Origin of the sequence: Rhodospirillum sp. A1_3_36, assembly GCF_047263945.1 — a bacterium.
Lineage (GTDB): Bacteria > Pseudomonadota > Alphaproteobacteria > Rhodospirillales > Rhodospirillaceae > Rhodospirillum.
Genome location: NZ_JBLAVB010000004.1, coordinates 83,163 through 102,899, shown reverse-complemented (window position 1 = coordinate 102,899; position 19,737 = coordinate 83,163). Strand labels below are relative to the sequence as shown.

General features: G+C 61.7%; 5 protein-coding genes. All 5 read left to right on the top strand.

What is annotated here, in order from left to right; translation table 11 throughout:
• The first annotated feature begins 73 nt into the window (after nt 1-73).
• A complete protein-coding gene (locus tag ACLIRY_RS10935) occupies nt 74-454 on the top strand; it encodes an encapsulin-associated ferritin-like protein (RefSeq protein ID WP_413205426.1) in 381 nt (126 codons plus the stop codon).
• A gap of 66 nt (nt 455-520) precedes the next feature.
• Nucleotides 521-1,321 (top strand): family 1 encapsulin nanocompartment shell protein, encoded by an 801-nt coding sequence (locus ACLIRY_RS10930; protein ID WP_413205425.1) that lies wholly within the window; start codon nt 521-523, stop codon nt 1,319-1,321.
• Nucleotides 1,322-2,454: 1,133 nt separating this feature from the next.
• Nucleotides 2,455-15,567, top strand: a complete 13,113-nt coding sequence (locus ACLIRY_RS10925; protein WP_413205424.1) for a tandem-95 repeat protein — start codon at nt 2,455-2,457, stop codon at nt 15,565-15,567.
• Complete coding sequence (locus tag ACLIRY_RS10920; RefSeq protein WP_413205423.1) at nt 15,564-17,963, top strand: type I secretion system permease/ATPase; 2,400 nt, start codon at nt 15,564-15,566, stop codon at nt 17,961-17,963. The genes ACLIRY_RS10925 and ACLIRY_RS10920 overlap by 4 nt, the downstream gene beginning before the upstream one ends.
• On the top strand, nt 17,960-19,426 hold the full coding sequence (locus ACLIRY_RS10915; RefSeq protein WP_413205422.1) for an HlyD family type I secretion periplasmic adaptor subunit: 1,467 nt from the start codon (nt 17,960-17,962) through the stop codon (nt 19,424-19,426). Before ACLIRY_RS10920 ends, ACLIRY_RS10915 begins: the two co-directional genes overlap by 4 nt.
• Nucleotides 19,427-19,737: the final 311 nt, after the last annotated feature.

Here is a 19,737-nt window from a genome sequence, read left to right as displayed (position 1 = left end):
GGAACCAAAAGGCCGATTTGATCGTTTTAACCACACCCTATCCCGCTCATCCGATGCAAGGAGATGTAAGTCAATGGGTCAATCAAGTGATGGCTTCCATGAACCCCTGGAGAAACTCTCCGAAAGCACCATGAACCGCCACCGGGCGATCGTCTCGGTTATGGAGGAAATGGAGGCCGTGGATTGGTACGACCAGCGCGCTGAGGCCTGCTCCGACCCCGAACTGCGCGCCATCCTTGAGCACAACCGCGACGAGGAGAAGGAACACGCGGCCATGACCCTGGAATGGCTGAGGCGCCACGACGCGGGATGGGATGAGAATCTCAAAACCTACCTGTTTACCGAGGGCAACATTCTGGATGTCGAGGAAGGTACCGCCGAGCCCGGTCCGGGAACCGAGGAAATTGGCCCCTCCAACGATGGCTCCTTGGGCATTGGCTCCCTCAAGGGGTGAGCGAGCCTTCCAGAAGACCCGCTGATCCAACAGACCGAACCGATAGAAGACGAAACGAGGACTCCCATGAACGACCTGATGCGCGACCTGGCCCCCCTTTGCGCCGATGCCTGGACCGAAATCGAGGCGGAGGCCAAGCGGGCTCTGACCGTCACCCTGGCCGCGCGAAAAGTGGCGGACTTCAAGGGCCCCCTGGGCTGGAGCGCCTCCGCCGTGGACCTGGGCCGGGCCAAGGCCCTGAAGACCGGCCCCGTCGAGGGCGTGAGCGCCAGCACCCGCACCGTCCAGCCGCTGATCGAACTGTGTGTTCCCTTCACCCTGAAGCGCGACGAGATGGACGCCATCGCCCGGGGCGCCGATGACGCGGATCTGGAGCCGGTGATGGAAGCCGCCCGCGCCATCGCCATGGCCGAGGACAAGGCCGTCTTCCACGGTTTCTCCGAGGGCGGCATCGAAGGCATCGCCGAGGCCGCCAAGGACCATGCGGTGAAGCTACCCAAGGACCTGAAGGACTTCCCGGGCGTGCTCGCCAAGGCCCTCTCGACCCTGCGCGAGGCGGGGGTGGACGGCCCCTATGCCCTGGTGTTGAGCAAGGGGTTGTATCAGGAGCTGATGGAAACCCCGGCAGCCCAGGGCTACCCCATGCTGACCTACATCAAGCGCATGGTTGATGGCGCTATCGTCTGGGCTCCCGGTGTCGAGGGCGGCATGCTGATGAGCACCCGCGGCGGCGACTTCGAGCTGACTGTGGGCCGGGATTTCTCCATCGGCTATACCAGCCACGATGCCAAGACCGTGACCCTGTACATCCAGGAAAGCCTGACCTTCCGCTGTTTGGCTCCCGAAGCGGCGGTGCCGTTGAAGTAGGGGGGCATCGCGAAGACTTCGGGGGACCCTGTTCTGCTTGATCGTGGCGATGCCCGCCAGGAGCAGGAAGACGTCGCAATGATTCGGGAAATCGGTGTGGTCGCAGACCAACGTCTCGTTTGAGATCAAGTCATCGATATCGAACGGCTGTTCGGCGCATTTGGGTATGGCCTCTTCAATCTCGACGGCGTTCATATCTTCCGTACCTAGAGGGAAAGGGGATCAGCTTCAGTCAAGCTGATCCCCTTTCCCTCTATTTGTATCGATTTTAGAGTGCTGTCTTGGCCAAATGGAGCCAAGAAGTGGCCCAATTTGATCTTGGAGCACTTTATACCAAGCGGCGCGGGTTTAAACCCACGCCGCTTTTCTTGCGTTCAAACGCCAGGCGGGCTTTTACGCGCCATAAGGCGCGGCGGCCACTTGGCCGCTTCCAAGGTGCGGTGAGGCAAACTCACCGCACCTTGGTATGAGCCGGCGGCACCGACATTTGGCGGGGCGTCCCGGTCTATTGGTGCCGATGCTGATCCCTCAGCCGATCTGGAAGGGCGCCCCCCCCGTTGGTCATGATTCCCCCCCGCCCCCGTTTCACTCCGGCGGACCATTCCATGAGTCAATTGTGGAAATACGCCATGGTATGACCGCCTCGCATCTCACATTATCCGCGCGGTAAATGAGAAAGACTGGGCAGTATCATGGATCGGGATAGCCGATGTCCGGAAGAGCCAAAGCCCGAGTGGCCGGTGTCTATAACAAAAACAGAGCCATAGTCGCGCGGCGATCTGTGCCTGAGCTTCTCCGCCTGCCATTACAAGACCTGCGCCCCCTCCATCGAGATCGAAGCCGTCCTCACAAGGGCTGCTTGTGTTTCGTGCGCATCCCGCAAAAACACCCTGTCCTTTTTCGCTCACTCCCATTTCACCATAACGCACTGTTATAAAAAAATATTCTCCAAATTGGCCAACGGCGCCTTGTCCGATCCGGACGTGACATTGCTCGAAAATAAAGACCAGCCATCGGAAGGTTTTTTTTGTGGATAAATCACGAAAGCACACCTAGAACTCACAGAGCGCCCCCATCGGTAGTCTACGAAATAGAAACTACCAATACGAGAAACGTTCAGAAGGAATGCCCTCATGTGCCCTGCTCCCACGACCTCCGACAGCTCCCATTCCACGGGCGAAGACAGCCCCGCTCATATTTTCGCGTTTGGCGAAGCGAGCGGGGACAGCACCTTGACCTATTCCATCCTGAGCCTTCCCTCCGAGGGTCAGGTCTGGAACACAGGCGACGGAACCTTCGCTTTTGACCCGAATGGGGACTTCGAGGATCTGGCAGAGGGGGAAACACGCAATGTCACCTTCACCTACCAGGTAACGGACGAGAACGGCGCCTCCAGCCAAGCGACTGCGACCATCACCATTGTCGGTGCCAATGATGGACCCGTCGCGGCAAACGTCGCCTATGACATCGGTGAGGACGATCCGGCTCAGGTCTTCGCGTTCAATGGCACGGATATCGATAACGGCGCGACGCTGACCTTTGGCATCATCTCCCAGCCCAATGCAGGCGTGGTTGTGAACAATGGCAATGGGACTTTTTCCTTCGACCCCAACGGGGACTTCGAGGACTTGGCCGAAGGGGAAAGCCAAACCGTCTCCTTCAGCTATTATGTCCTTGACGAGCATGGCGCCATCAATATGGCCACGGCGACCATGACCATCCTTGGCGCTGATGAGGGGCTTGTCGCCCAGGATGTCGCCTACGACATCAACGAGGACGATCCCGTCCAGGCCTTCGCCTTCCAGGCGTCCGCAGGCACCGGCGCCTTGACCTATACCATCCTGACGCAGCCCGCAGAAGGCGCCGTCTGGAATACGAACACGGGTCTGTTCGCCTTCAGCCCCAGCGGCGATTTCGAAGATCTGGCCGAGGGGGAAACACGCTCGGTCTCCTTCACCTATTCCGTCACCGACGAAAATGGGGACTCAAGCGAAGCCACGGCCACCCTCACCATTGTCGGTGAAAATGATGGCCCCGTTGCATCCGACGTTGCCTATTCCATCGACGAAGACAGCGCTGCCCAGGTTTTCGCCTTCGACGGCACGGACATCGATAACGGCGCGGTTCTGACCTATGGCATCATGACCCAGCCCGCTGCGGGAACGGTGGTCAATAACGGCGACGGCACCTTTGCTTTCGATCCGGCAGGCGCTTTCGAAAGCCTCGCCGAGGGCGAAACCCAGACGGTCTCCTTTTCCTATTACGTCCTAGACGAACACAACGCCATCAGCCAAGCCACGGCGACCATCACCGTCATTGGTGCCGATGAAGGGCCCGTTGCCCAAGACGTCACCTACGACATCCAAGAGGACGATTCCGTCCAGGCCTTCGCCTTCCAGGCATCCGCAGGAACCGGCGCCTTGACCTATGCCATCCTGACACAGCCTGCGGAAGGCACCGTCTGGAATACAAACACGGGTCTGTTCGCCTTCAGCCCCAGCGGGGATTTCGAGGATCTGGCCGAAGGGGATACCCGAAGCGTCTCCTTCACCTATTCCGTCACCGACGAAAATGGGGACTCGAGCGAAGCCACCGCCACCATTACCGTCCTAGGCGAAAATGATGCCCCCGTTGCATCCGACGTCACCTATTCCATCGATGAAGACAGCGCCGCCCAGGTCTTCGCCTTCAACGGCACGGACGTCGATTCCGGCGCCGTTCTGACCTACGGCATCATGACCCAACCGGCCGAGGGAACGGTCATCAATAACGGCGATGGCACCTTCTCCTTCGATCCTGCAGGCGCCTTCGACAGCCTCGCCGAAGGAGAGACCAGTACGGTTTCCTTCTCCTATTACGTCCTCGACGAACACAATGCTATCAGCCAAGCCACGGCAACCATTACCATCGTTGGCACCAATCACGCCCCCGTCGCAACGGACGTATCCTATTCCATCGGAGAAGATGCGCCCGCCCAGACCTTTGCCTTCGATGGATATGACCAGGACGCAGGCACAGTTCTGACCTTCGCTGTCGTCACCCCCCCCTCCGAAGGCACTCTGGTCAACAATGGGGATGGCACCTTCGCCTTCGCCCCCGCAGGAGACTTCGAGGACCTGGCCGAAGGAGAAACGCGCGTCGTTTCCTTCACCTATTCCGTAACCGACGAACAGGGTGCCTCGAGCCAAGCCACCGCGACGATCACCGTCGTCGGCGCCAATGATGGTCCGGTCGCGACCAACGTTACCCATGATGTGTCCGAGGACGGTCCGGCCCAAAGCTTCGCCTTCCCGGCCACGGACGTGGACAATGGCGCGGTTCTGACCTACGAAATCCTCACCCAGCCTGTGGACGGCACCCTGGTCAACAATGGCGACGGCACCTTCTCCTACAATCCCGACGGCGCGTTCGAGACTCTGGCGGTGGGAGAAACGGTCAGCCGGTCCTTCACCTATGAAGTCACCGACGACCATGGCCAGACCAGCCAAGGGACCGTCACCCTGACCATTGTCGGGGCCAACGACGCTCCGATCGTCGTCGACGACGCGCAGGTCGCGGTCAAGAATACCAGCCGAACCATCCTCGCCGAGGATCTGCTGGCCAATGACAGCGACATCGACGGTGACACCCTGACCATCGCCTCGGTCACTTCCGTCTCGGGTGGCACGGTCACCCTGGATGGCGCGGGCAATGTGCTGTTTGTTCCAGACACGGGCTTTTCCGGCACGGCGACCTTCACCTATACGGTCTCTGACGGACATGGCGGCACGGGAACAGCCCTCGTCTCCGTTGAAGTCGTGGACGTGGACAGCAATAGCGATCCCATCGCCGTCGACGATTACCTCTTTGGCACAGGTGGGGATGACACCCTCAACGGCGGAGATGGCGACGACACCCTCATCGGCGGCAGCGGCCATGACACCATCAATGGCGGCGGTGGTGACGACACCATCTTCACGGGAGGTGGCGACAATAGCGATACCATCGACGGCGGCGAGGGGACCGATACGGTGATCGTGACCGGTGACGACCCCGTCACCATTGATATGGGCGACACCAACGTCGAAGTGGTCATCGGCGGTGGCGGCGACGACACCGTCGACACCTCCACCCAAACTGATCCCACCACGGTCGAGGGTGGTGGCGGCGACGACACCATTATTGTTGGTGGGGGCGGCGACACGACCGTCAGCGGTGGCGATGGAACCGACACCATTGTCTTCAACGACGGCGATACGCCAGCCTCCGACTACGACTACACCTATGACGACGAAGACGGGGGCTGGACCATCACGGGGCCGGACGGGTCCACCACCACGGTCACGGATGTGGAGGTGATTGAATTCCCGGACATGACCGTGGAGCTGGGTCCCGATGGGCGTCCCACCGCCTTCGTGATCTGGGAAGACATCCCCGCGACCATTCCCAAGGAACTGCTGCTCGCCAACGATAGTGATCCCGATGGCGATACCCTCACGATCGTCTCGGTTGGCAACGGCCCGGATTCAACGGTAACGCTGGACGAAAACGGCGACATCACCTTCCTGGGTGCCCAGGATTTCAACGGCGTCACGACCTTCACCTATACGATTACCGACGGCAACGGTGGCTATGACAGCGCCACGGTGACCGTGCGGGTGACCCCGGTCAACGACGACCCGGTGATCGAAAGCATCGAAGGGGGCACCGGCGACGAAGACACGGTGATCACGGGTACCGTGGTGGCCACGGATGTGGACGGGGACGATCTGACCTATACCGTTCCCGAGGCCCACAAACCGGCCCATGGCACGGTGGTCTTCGCCGACGACGGCACCTACGCCTACACACCGGACGAAAACTTTGGAGGAACCGACAGCTTCACGGTGGAGGTTTCCGACGGCCATGGCGGCGTTGTCAGCCAGGAGATCACCGTAACAGTGGCGCCGGTGAACGACGCACCCATCATCGGTCGGGACACTTTGCTGACCACCCTGGATACGCCTGTCACGACCACGATTGATGACCTTCTGGCCAACGACAGCGACCCTGAGGGCGATCCCCTGACCTTCGACGGTGTCGGCAATGCCCAGGGTGGCACGGTCACCCTGGACGAAGAGGGAACCATCACCTTCACGCCAAACGAGGCGTTCGTTGGTCTCGGGTCTTTCGAGTATACCGTCAGCGACGGGCAGGGTGGGGTGACCACCGGCGTGGTGACCGTGTCGATCCCCCCCAAGGGGAGCACATCCCTGGTCTCGTCCGACGAGGTTTCGGTGAACACGACCAAGGAGAATAACCAGGACCGGGCGCGGGTTGCGGTTCTGGCCGATGGCAGCTATGTGGTCACTTGGTTTTCACCAAGCTCAGCGGGCACCATGGTCTACGGACAGCGGTATGGCGTCAACGGCACCCCCATAGGGGACGAGTTCACGGTCAACGAAATACCCTTCTCCGATGGAAACGTCCACGACGGAGCCTCGGATAATCGCCGGGACGGGACGGTTACGGCCTTGGCCGATGGTGGTTTCTTGGTCACCTGGGTCAACGGCAACAACTACATCCATGCCCGTCGCTATGATGCCCAAGGCATACCCCTTAACGGGGAAATGACCCTGGCACAGGGAATCCTCCCCGAGGTCTCCGCTCTGGAGGACGGTGGCTACATCCTCGCCATACAAGGTGGTGACTCAAGCTACTCGGCCTCTTTCGGGCAGCGCTTCGATGCGAATGACCAACCCGTCGGCGGGCGCTTCCAGTTCAACGTCGCCGAGTCCGGCGCCCAATCCTACCCGGACATCACGGTTTTGGCCGATGGGTCCGTGGTGGCCCTCTGGCACGGCGATGGCCAGGGTCCGGTGATGCGCCTTTTTAATGCCGATGGCCAAGCCCTAACCGACGAAATTTTGGTCACGACCAACAACGGACACCTGGCCTCGACGGTATCCAGCCTGAGCGGCGGCGGCTTTATCGTCACATGGCCCTCGACCACAGATGGGAACGGTTACGGCATCCAAGCCATACAGTATGACGCCAGCGGCGAAGCTGTGGGCGACGCATTCCAGGTCAACGAATACACCATGTCCCATCAGAACGATCCGGAAGTCATCGGCACCGTAGATGGTGGGTTCGTCATCGCATGGCAATCCAACGGACAGGACGGAAGCGGCTACGGCATTTATGCCCGCCGCTACGGCGCCGATGGCACGCCCCTGGGCGCGGAATTCCAGATCAACACCACAACCCTGGGCAACCAGGTCGACGTCACCCTCGCAGCCCGACCCGATGGAGGCTTCGTCGCCTCCTGGACTTCAGCAAACAGTGACGGTGAAGGTAACGGGACAGGCATCGTCTCCAAGGTGTTCTCGGCCTCCACCCAGCCCCCGGTCATTATTGCCAACGATGTCGTGGTCACAGAGGCCAATCCTCTGGATGCCCAAGCCCTGGTGACAGGAAGCCATGTCCAAGGCGACGGCTCCGTTCGCGGTGGCCTGCAACAGCTCATCCAGTACGAATTCGTCGACGATACCCACGGGGCGGGTAGTGGCCATTTCCTGCTTGATGGCGTGGAAGTGGCTGCGGGTAATGTCATCACCCTGGATGCCAACGAGCTCTCCCGCCTCACCTTCGTGGGCGGAACCGACCTGGGCGCCGATAGCTTCCGCGTTCGGGCCACAGACGGCCTGAGTTGGAGCGACTGGGCAACCGGCTCGGCCCAAACCCTCCCCCTCACTTCCTCCCTGGTCTCGTCCGACGAGGTTGCGGTGAACACGACCACAGAGAACAGCCAAGACCGGGCGCGGGTTGCGGTTCTGGCCGATGGCAGCTATGTGGTCACTTGGTTTTCACCAAGCTCAGCGGGCACCATGGTCTACGGACAGCGGTATGGCGTCAACGGCACCCCCATAGGGGACGAGTTCACGGTCAACGAAATACCCTTCACCGATGGAAACGTCCACGACGGAGCCTCGGATAATCGCCGGGATGGAACCGTGACCGCTCTGTCAGGTGGTGGTTTCTTGGTCACCTGGGTCAGCGGCGACAACTATACCCGTGGCCGTCGCTATGATGCCCAAGGCGTGCCCCTTAGCGGGGAAATGACCCTGGCACAGGGAATCCTCACCGAGGTCTCCGCTCTGGAGGACGGCGGCTACATCCTCGCTATACAAGGCGGTGACTCAAGCTACTCGGCTTCCTTCGGGCAGCGCTTCGATGCCAATGATCAGCCCGTCGGCGAGCGCTTCCAGTTCAACATCGCCGAGTCCGGCGCCCAATCCTACCCGGACATCACGGTTTTGGCCGATGGGTCCATGGTCGCCCTCTGGCACGGCGATGGCCAGGGTCCGGTGATGCGCCTTTATGATGCCGATGGCCATGCCCTAACCGACGAAATTTTGGTCACGACCAACAACGGACACTTCGCCTCGACGATATCGAGCCTGAGCGGCGGCGGCTTTATCGTCACATGGCCCTCGACCACAGATGGGAGCAGTTACGGCATCCAAGCCATGCAGTATGACGCCAGCGGCGAAGCCGTGGGCGCCGCATTCCAGGTCAACGAATACACCTATTCCAATCAGAACGATCCGGAAGTCATCGGCACCGCTGATGGTGGCTACGTCATCGCATGGCAGTCCGATGCCCAGGACGGAAGCGGCTACGGCATTTATGCCCGCCGCTACGGGGCCGATGGCACGCCCCTGGGCGCGGAATTCCAGATCAACACCACAACCCTGGGCAACCAGGTCGACGTCACCCTTGCAGCCCGACCCGATGGAGGCTTCGTCGCCTCCTGGACATCGGAGAACATCGACGGCAGCGGCACCGCCGTCGTCTCCAAGGTGTTCTCGGGCTCCATCCAGCCCCCGGTCATTATTGCCAACGATGTCGTGGTCACAGAGGCCAATCCTCTGGATGCCCAAGCCCTGGTGACAGGAAGCCATGTCCAAGGCGACGGCTCCGTTCGCGGTGGCCTGCAACATCTCACCCAGTACGAATTCGTCGACGATACCGACGGTGCGGGCAGTGGCCATTTCCTGCTTGATGGCGAGGAAGTGGCTGCGGGCACTATCATCACCCTGGATGCCAACGAGCTCTCCCGCCTCACCTTCGTGGGCGGAACCGACCTGGGCGCCGATAGCTTCCGTGTTCGGGCCACAGACGGCCTGAGTTGGAGCGACTGGGCAACCGGCTCGGCCCAAACCCTTCCCTTCACTTCCTCTCTGGTCTCGTCCGACGAGGTTTCGGTGAACACGACCAAAGAGAACAACCAGGACCGGGCGCGGGTTGCAGTTCTGGCCGATGGCAGCTATGTGGTCACTTGGTTTTCACCAAGCCAAGCGGGCACCATGGTCTACGGGCAGCGGTTTGGTGCCGACAGCACCCCCATAGGAGACGAGTTCACGGTCAACGAAATGCCCTTCACCGATGGAGGCGTCCACGACGGGAAGTCAGATAATCGCCGGGACGGGACGGTCACAGCCCTGGCCGAAGGTGGTTTCTTGGTCACCTGGGTCAGCGGCGACAACTATACCCATGCCCGTCGCTATGATGCCCAAGGCGTGCCCCTTAGCGGGGAAATGACCCTGGCACAGGGAGTCCTCACCGAGGTCTCCGCTCTGGAGGACGGCGGCTACATCCTCGCCATACAAGGCGGTGACTCAAGCTATTCTGCCTCCTTCGGGCAGCGCTTCGATGCCAATGACCGGCCCGTCGGCGAACGCTTCCAATTCAACATCGCCGAAGAAGGTGCCCAGTCCTACCCGGACATCACGGTTTTGGCTGATGGGTCCATGGTCGCCCTCTGGCACGGCGATCGCCAGGGTCCGGTGATGCGCCTTTATGATGCCGTTGGGCATGCCATTACCCCGGAAATCGTGCTTCCAGCCAACAAGGAGCACTTCGCCTCGACGGTATCCAGCCTGAGCGGCGGCGGCTTTATCGTCACATGGCCCTCGACCACAGATGGGAACAGTTACGGCATCCAAGCCATGCAGTATGACGCCAGCGGCGAAGCTGTGGGCGACGTATTCCAGGTCAACGAATATACCATTTCCGATCAGAACGATCCGGAAGTCATCGGCACCGCAGATGGTGGCTACGTCATCGCATGGCAATCCAACGGACAGGACGGAAACGGCTACGGCATCTACGCCCGCCGCTACAGCGCCGATGGCACGCCCCTGGGCGCGGAATTCCAGATCAACACCACAACCCTGGGCAACCAGGTCGACGTCACCCTCGCAGCCCGACCCGATGGGGGCTTCGTCGCCTCCTGGACTTCAGCAAACAGTGATGGTGAAGATAACGGGACAGGCATCGTCTCAAGGGTGTTCTCGGCCTCCACCCAGCCCCCGGTCATTGTTGCCAACGATGTCGTGGTCACAGAGGCCAATCCTCTGGATGCCCAAGACTTGGTAACAGGAAGCCATGTCCAAGGCGACGGCTCCGTTCGCGGTGGCCTGCAACAGCTCACCCAGTACGAATTCGTCGACCTTACCGAAGGGGCGGGCAGTGGCCATTTCCTGCTTGATGGCGTGGAAGTGGCTGCGGGCACTGTCATCACCCTGGATGCTGACGAGCTCTCCCGCCTCACCTTCGTGGGCGGAACCGACCTGGGCGCCGATAGCTTCCGCGTTCGGGCCACAGACGGCCTGAGTTGGAGCGACTGGGCAACCGGCTCGGCCCAAACCCTCCCCCTCACTTCCTCCCTGGTCTCGTCCGACGAGGTTGCGGTGAACACGACCAAAGAGAACAGCCAAGACCGGGCGCGGGTTGCGGTTCTGGCCGACGGCAGCCATGTGGTCACTTGGTTTTCACCAAGCTCAGCGGGCACCATGGTCTACGGACAGCGGTTTGGCGCCGACAGCACCCCCATAGGGGAAGAGTTCACGGTCAACGAAATACCCTTCACCGATGGAGGCGTCCACGACGGAGCCTCGGATAATCGCCGGGACGGGACGGTCACGGCCTTGGCCGATGGTGGTTTCTTGGTCACCTGGGTCAGCGGCGACAACTATACCCATGCCCGTCGCTATGATGCCCAAGGCGTGCCCCTTAGCGGGGAAATGACCCTGGCACAGGGAGTCCTCACCGAGGTCTCCGCTCTGGAGGACGGCGGCTACATCCTCGCCATACAAGGCGGTGACTCAAGCTACTCGGGTTCCTTCGGGCAGCGCTTCGATGCCAATGACCGGCCCGTCGGCGAGCGGTTCCAGTTCAACACCGCCGAGTCCGGCGCCCAATCCTACCCGGACATCACGGTCTTGGCTGATGGGTCCGTGGTCGCCCTCTGGCATGACGACACCCAAGGTCCGGTGATGCGCCTTTATGATGCCGATGGCCATGCCATCACCCCGGAAATCGTGCTTCCAGCCAACAGGGAACATATCGCCTCGACGGTATCCAGCCTGAGCGGCGGCGGCTTTATCGTCACATGGCCCTGGAGCACAGATGGGAACGGTTACGGCATCCAAGCCATGCAGTATGACGCCAGCGGCGAAGCTGTGGGCGACGCATTCCAGGTCAACGAATACACCATGTCCCATCAGAACGATCCGGAAGTCATCGGCACCGCTGATGGTGGCTACGTCATCGCATGGCAATCCAACGGACAGGACGGAAGCGGCTACGGCATTTATGCCCGCCGCTACGGCGCCGATGGCACACCCCTGGGCGCGGAATTCCAGATCAACACCACAACCCTGGGCAACCAGGTCGACGTCACCCTTGCAGCCCGACCCGATGGGGGCTTCGTCGCCTCCTGGACATCGGAGAACATCGACGGCAGCGGCACCGCCGTCGTCTCCAAGGTGTTCTCGGGCTCCATCCAGCCCCCGGTCATTATTGCCAACGATGTCGTGGTCACAGAGGCCAATCCTCTGGATGCCCAAGACCTGGTAACAGGAAGCCATGTCCAAGGCGACGGCTCCGTTCGCGGTGGTCTGCAACAGCTCACCCAGTACGAATTCGTCGACGATACCGATGGTGTGGGCAGTGGCCATTTCCTGCTTGATGGCGAGGAAGTGGCTGCGGGCACTGTCATCACCCTGGATGCTGACGAGCTCTCCCGCCTCACCTTCGTGGGCGGAACCGACCTGGGCGCCGATAGCTTCCGTGTTCGGGCCACAGACGGCCTGAGTTGGAGCGACTGGGCAACCGGCTCGGCCCAAACCCTTCCCCTCACTTCCTCTCTGGTCTCGTCCGACGAGGTTTCGGTGAACACGACCAAAGAGAACAACCAGGACCGGGCGCGGGTCGCAGTTCTGGCCGATGGCAGCCATGTGGTCACTTGGTTTTCACCAAGTTCAGCGGGCACCATGGTCTACGGGCAGCGGTTTGGTGCCGACAGCACCCCCATAGGGGACGAGTTCACGGTCAACGAAATGCCCTTCACCGATGGAAACGTTCACGACGGGAAGTCAGATAATCGCCGGGACGGGACGATCACAGCCCTGGCCGATGGTGGTTTCTTGGTCACCTGGGTCAGCAGCGACAACTATACCCGTGGCCGTCGCTATGATGCCCAAGGCGTGCCCCTTAGCGGGGAAATGACCCTGGCACAGGGAATCCTCACCGAGGTCTCCGCTCTGGAGGACGGTGGCTACATCCTTGCCATACAAGGCGGTGACTCAAGCTACTCGGGCTCCTTCGGCCAGCGCTTCGATGCCAATGACCGGCCCGTCGGCGAGCGGTTCCAGTTCAACACCGCCGAGTCCGGCGCCCAATCCTACCCGGACATCACGGTTTTGGCCGATGGGTCCATGGTCGCCCTCTGGCATGACGACACCCAAGGTCCGGTGATGCGTCTTTATGATGCCGATGGCCATGCCATCACCCCGGAAATCGTGCTTCCAGCCAACAGGGAACATATCGCCTCGACGGTATCCAGCCTGAGCGGCGGCGGCTTTATCGTCACATGGCCCTCGACCACAGATGGGAACGGTTACGGCATCCAAGCCATGCAGTATGACGCCAGCGGCGAAGCTGTGGGCGACGCATTCCAGGTCAACGAATACACCGTGTCCCATCAGAACGATCCGGAAGTCATCGGCACCGCAGATGGTGGCTACGTCATCGCATGGCAATCCAACGGACAGGACGGAAACGGCTACGGCATCTACGCCCGCCGTTATGGCGCCGATGGCACGCCCCTGGGCGCGGAATTCCAGATCAACACCACAACCCTGGGCAACCAGGTCGACGTCACCCTCGCAGCCCGACCCGATGGGGGCTTCGTCGCCTCCTGGACATCGGAGAACACCGACGGTGAAGGTAACGGGACAGGCATCGTCTCAAGAGTGTTCTCGGCCTCCACCCAACCCCCGGTCATTGTTGCCAACGATGTCCTGATCACAGAGGCCAATTCTCTGGATGCCCAAGCCCTGGTGACAGGAAGCCATGTCCAAGGCGACGGCTCCGTTCGCGGTGGCCTGCAACATCTCACCCAGTACGAATTCGTCGACGATACCGACGGGGCGAGCAGTGGCCATTTCCTGCTTGATGGCGTGGAAGTGGCTGCGGGCACTGTCATCACCCTGGATGCTGACGAGCTCTCCCGCCTCACCTTCGTGGGCGGAACCGACCTGGGCGCCGATAGCTTCCGTGTTCGGGCCACAGACGGCTTGAGTTGGAGCGACTGGGCAACCGGCTCGGCCCAAACCCTCTCTCTCACCTCCTCCCTGGTCTCATCCGAGGAGGTTGCGGTGAACACGACCACAGAGAACAGCCAGGACCGGGCGCGGGTTGCGGTTCTGGCCGATGGCAGCCATGTGGTCACTTGGTTTTCGCCAAGTTCAGTGGGCACCATGGTCTACGGACAGCGGTTTGGCGCCGACAGCACCCCCATAGGGGACGAGTTCACGGTCAACGAAATGCCCTTCACCGATGGAGGCGTCCACGACGGAGCCTCGGATAATCGCCGGGATGGAACCGTGACCGCTCTGTCAGGTGGTGGTTTCTTGGTCACCTGGGTCAGCGGCGACAACTATACCCGTGGCCGTCGCTATGATGCCCAAGGCGTGCCCCTTAGCGGGGAAATGACCCTGGCACAGGGAGTCCTCACCGAGGTCTCCGCTCTGGAGGACGGCGGCTACATCCTCGCCATACAAGGCGGTGACTCAAGCTACTCGGCTTCCTTCGGGCAGCGCTTCGATGCCAATGACCGGCCCGTCGGCGAGCGCTTCCAGTTCAACATCGCCGAGTCCGGCGCCCAATCCTACCCGGACATCACGGTTTTGGCCGATGGGTCCCTGGTCGCCCTCTGGCACGGCGATGGCCAGGGTCCGGTGATGCGCCTTTTTAAGGCCGATGGCGAAGCCCTAACCCAGGAAATTTTGGTCACGACCAACAACGGACACCTGGCCTCGACGGTATCCAGCCTGAGTGGCGGCGGCTTTATCGTCACATGGCCCTCGACCACAGATGGGAACGGTTACGGCATCCAAGCCATGCAGTATGACGCCAGCGGCGAAGCTGTGGGCGCCGCATTCCAGGTCAACGAATACACCATGTCCCATCAGAACGATCCGGAAGTCATCGGCACCGCAGATGGTGGGTTCGTCATCGCATGGCAATCCAACGGACAGGACGGAAGCGGCTACGGCATTTATGCCCGCCGTTATGGCGCCGATGGGATGCCTCTGGGTGCGGAATTCCAGATCAACACCACAACCCTGGGCAACCAGGTCGACGTCACCCTTGCAGCCCGACCCGATGGGGGCTTCGTCGCCTCCTGGACATCGGAGAACATCGACGGGAGCGGCACCGCCGTCGTTTCCAAGGTGTTCTCCGATGCGACGGATAGTACAGGGGGCTCTGCAATCATGGACGGGGACAACACCCTATACGGGTCCTCTGGATCTGACATTCTCACCGGAGGCAACGGCGCAGACACCTACCTTGTTGGGGGCGGCACCGGTGCCGATGTCATCGACAACATCGGCCATGGCGCGGATGGGGACAAGGCGCTCTTCGGCAACGGGATCGCTGCGGACCAGGTCTGGCTCAGTCAATCCGGCAACGACCTGACGCTCTCCGTCATCGGGACCGGGGACAGTGTTACCGTCAAGGATTGGTACACCTCTGCAGACAACCAGGTCTCCGCCTTCCAAACGGCGGATGGGGCCATCCTGTCTGCGGCCAATGTGGACAGCCTGGTCCAGGCAATGGCCGCCTTCGCACCCCCGGGGGTTGGTCAAACAGACCTCACTACCGACCAGCATCAAGCCCTCGACACCGTCATCGCGAGTAGCTGGCAAATCTCGTGACCGAGACCATGACGGTTGCCCCATCTGACAAGTCCCCGGGGGAGGAGACATCCTCCCCCGGGGACACCGGTCTGACCTGCCTCCTGCTGCTCGCCCGCATCCTGGAGGTCCCCGCCCGCGAGGACACCCTCCTCCGTCAGGCGGGGCTGGAGGGTCAGCCCTTCACCGAAACCGATCTCCTCCGTGCGGCCAAAAGCCTGGAGATCAAGGCCCGAGCCGTGGACAGTCGCTGGTCCCGGCTCGCCGCCACCCCGCTGCCTGCCATGGCTCGGACCCGCGACGGCTCCGGCTGGTTTCTGATTGCCAAAATCGCCCCGGACCAAAGCCGGGTCCTCCTCCACGACCCGATCGAGGGTAAAGCCGTCGAGGCGACGCGCGAGGAGTTGGAGGACCGCTGGGACGGCCGCCTGATCCTCATGACCACCCGCGCCCAATTGGCCGGAGAGGCCCGGGCCTTTGACATCTCCTGGTTCATCCCCGCCGTCATCAAGTACCGAAGACTCTTCGGCGAGGTCCTGGCCGCGTCCTTCTTCCTTCAGACCTTCTCCCTGGTGACCCCCTTGTTCTTCCAGGTGGTCATCGACAAGGTCCTGGTTCACCGGGGGCTCACCAGCCTGGATGTGCTGGTCATTGGTCTGGTCCTCATTTCCCTCTTCGAGTCCGTCCTCGGCGCCCTGCGGACCTATATTTTCAGCCACACCACCAACCGCGTGGATGTGGAGCTGGGCGCGTCGGTCTACCGTCACCTCACCCGCCTGCCCATCGCCTATTTCGCCGCCCGCCGCGTCGGCGAGACCGTCGCCCGGGTGCGGGAGTTGGAATCCGTCCGCTCCTTTTTAACGGGGTCGGCCCTGACTCTGGTCATCGATCTGGCCTTCACCGTCATCTTTCTATCGGTGATGTTCTCCTACGCGCCGCTGCTCACCTGGATTGTCGTCGGCTCTTTCCCCTTCTACATCACCCTCTCGGTCCTGGTGACCCCGACCCTGCGCGCCCGTGTCGAGGAAAAGTTCCGGCGCGGCGCGGAGAACCAAGCCTTCCTGGTGGAGACCATGAGCGGCGTCGAGACCGTCAAAAGTCTCGCCGTCGAGCCCCAATTGCAGCGCCGCTGGGAAGAGCAGTTGGCGGGCTATGTCGGCATCTCCTTTAAGGCCGCCCAAATCGGCAATATCGCGGGCCAAGGCGTACAGTTCATCCAAAAGGCCTGCATGGCGGCCACCCTTTGGTACGGCGCCCGACTGGTCATCGACGGCGACCTCACCGTGGGGCAATTGGTGGCCTTCAACATGCTCTCCGGTCGGGTCTCCCAGCCCATTTTGCGGTTGGCTCAGCTGTGGCAGGATTTCCAACAGATGCGGGTCTCCATCGCCCGCCTCGGCGATATCCTCAATACCCGCCCTGAAACCCAAGGTGCGGCGGGCAAGGGCTCCCTCTCCGAGCTCAAGGGTGCCCTGACCTTCGACCGGGCCATCTTCCGCTATCAACCCCAAGGCAAAGAGATCCTACGCGGTCTGGATCTGGAGATCCGCGCCGGCGAGACCCTCGGCGTCTGTGGTCCCTCTGGCTCGGGAAAATCGACGTTGGCCAAGTTGGTTCAGCGGCTGCATGTGCCGGAGAGCGGGCGGGTTCTGCTTGACGGCACGGACCTGACCATGGTCGACCCCGCCTGGCTGCGTCGCCAAATCGGCGTCGTCCCCCAGGAAAGCTTTCTGTTCACCCGCTCCGTCCGGGACAACATTGCCATCACCCACCCGGCCGCTCCCCTGGAAGCCGTGGTGGAGGCGGCGAAACTCGCGGGCGCCCACGACTTCATCCTTGAGCTGGAGGAAGGCTACGACACGCGTATTGAGGAGCGGGGCAGCTCCCTGTCCGGCGGCCAGCGCCAGCGCATCGCCATCGCCCGGGCCCTGATGGGCGATCCACGCATCCTCATTTTCGACGAAGCGACCTCGGCGCTCGACTATGAATCCGAACAGGCCATCCAGGCCAATATGCGCGCCATTACCAAAGGCCGCACGGTGATCGTCATCGCCCACCGTCTGTCGACCCTGCGGGACTGCCACCGCATCGCCGTCATCGAAAAGGGGCGGGTGGAGGAACTGGGCGCCCACGACGAACTGCTGCGGCTCAAGGGGCGCTACGCCACCCTCTGGGCGGCCCAGTCCAAGGCGCCCGCCCCAGTGGCCGCCCCAGTGGCCGCCCCCGTGTCGACCCCCGTGCCGACGCCAGCGCGTGCGCCCGAAACCCCAACCCAACAGCTCGCCGTTGCGGCCAAACCCCAACCCAGAGCAAAATCCACCGGAACCCCAGGACAGACAGTGTCCTTTCAAAGGGGCGAGGACGGGCGGTTAATCCTCGGCACCTCCCATTTGCCAAAACAGAGCGCCCAATCATGACCGATGGCCTCATCAATCGCTGGCAAGGCTTCCGCCGGGGGCTGGAGCGCACCGGAGCCCTCTTCTCCCGCTTTGGCCATGTGGGCAAGGCCGCCCTGGAGATCGAACGGGCGCAGGAAAAGGCCCGCAAGGCTCAGGGCAAGACTGGCGGCGACCGGAGCGACAAGGCCTTTCTGCCGGCTGTTCTAGAGGTCACCGAAACACCGCCTTCCCCCATGGGACGGACCCTCATTCTGGTCATCTGTGGTGCCTTTCTGACCGCGACCCTCTGGGCCACTTTTGGCAAGGTGGATGTCATCGCCTCGGCCCAGGGCAAGATCCTGCCCACCGGCCGGGTCAAGGAGATTCAGCCACTCGAGCCCGGGGTGGTTCGAGTGATCCATGTGGTCGAGGGCCAACGCGTGGCCGCCGGAGCCCCCCTGGTCGAGCTGGACGCGGCGGATGCCCGGGCCGACGCCGAACGCATGGCCGGGGAGCTGCTGGAAACGGATATGACCATTGCCCGCCTCAACGCTTTGCTGGCCGACGATCCAGCAGCCGCCTTCACCCCTCCACTGGAGGCGCCGCCGGAAATGGTGGACCTGCACCGGCGCTACATGATGGGTGAGATCCAAGACCATTGGGCAACCCTGGACAGCCTCGCCAGCGCCGAGACTCAGGCGGAAGCCGAAGTCCAGGTGAAGGAGGCGGAAATCGCCCGGCTGGACAAGGTCATCCCCAAGACCCAACAGCGGGTGGAGAGCTATCGGGGCTTGGTCGCCAAGCAGCTGTCCGGCAAACTGGACTTTCTCGAGTTGGAAGCCTCACTGGCCGAATACGAGGGGGAACGGGGCGTGCTGGTTCAACAGGTGGATCAAGCCCGGGCCGCCCATGCCGCAGCGCTGGCCGAATACGCCCGGGCACGGGAAGCCTTCCGGCATGACGTCCTCAAACGCCTGTCGGAGACCCGAAGAGACCGCTTTTCCCTGGCCCGGGAGCTGGACAAGGCCCGGGACCGCCTGGACAAAAGGACCCTCTCCAGTCCCGTTGCGGGCCGAGTGCAGGACTTGGCCGTGCATACGGTGGGGGGCGTAGTGACCGAAGCGCAAAAGCTGATGACCATCGTACCAGAGGACGCAACCTTGGAGGTCCAGGCCCTGATCCTGAACAAGGACATCGGCTTCGTCGAAGTGGGCCAGGACGTGACGCTAAAGGTGGACAGCTTTCCTTTCACCAAATACGGCACACTCAATGGCGAGGTCATTGACGTGTCTGCCGATGCCATTGAGGACGAAAAGATGGGCCTGGTCTTTCCGGCCCGGGTGCATATGGACAAAACGACGATCCAGGCCAACGATAAGGATATCCGCCTCGCCCCGGGGATGACCGTCGTGGCTGAAGTGAAGACCGGCAAACGCCGCGTCATCGAATACCTGCTCGCCCCCCTACAGCGTTACCAGAGCGAGAGCATCCGGGAACGATGAGGATGCGAGGACAAACGGATGGGTACGCACCCTGTTCTCGCCTCCCAATTTGGGCGATTGCCCAAGCCCATTTGGGGGCCAATGCCCCCAAACCCCCCTCTTTGGCTAGTCTGGGACCTTTCGGCCCCAGACTAGCCAAAGAGGGGGGGGGACGGGACAAAGCCCCGTGACGGGAAAACACCACTTGTCCTATATCCTGGCCGCAAAGTGGCCCAGCTCGATCTCGAAGATACTCTAGAGTGAAACGGGATCAGCTTGAATCAAGCTGGCCCCGTTTCACTCTCATTATATAGATTTTAGAGTATCTTCGA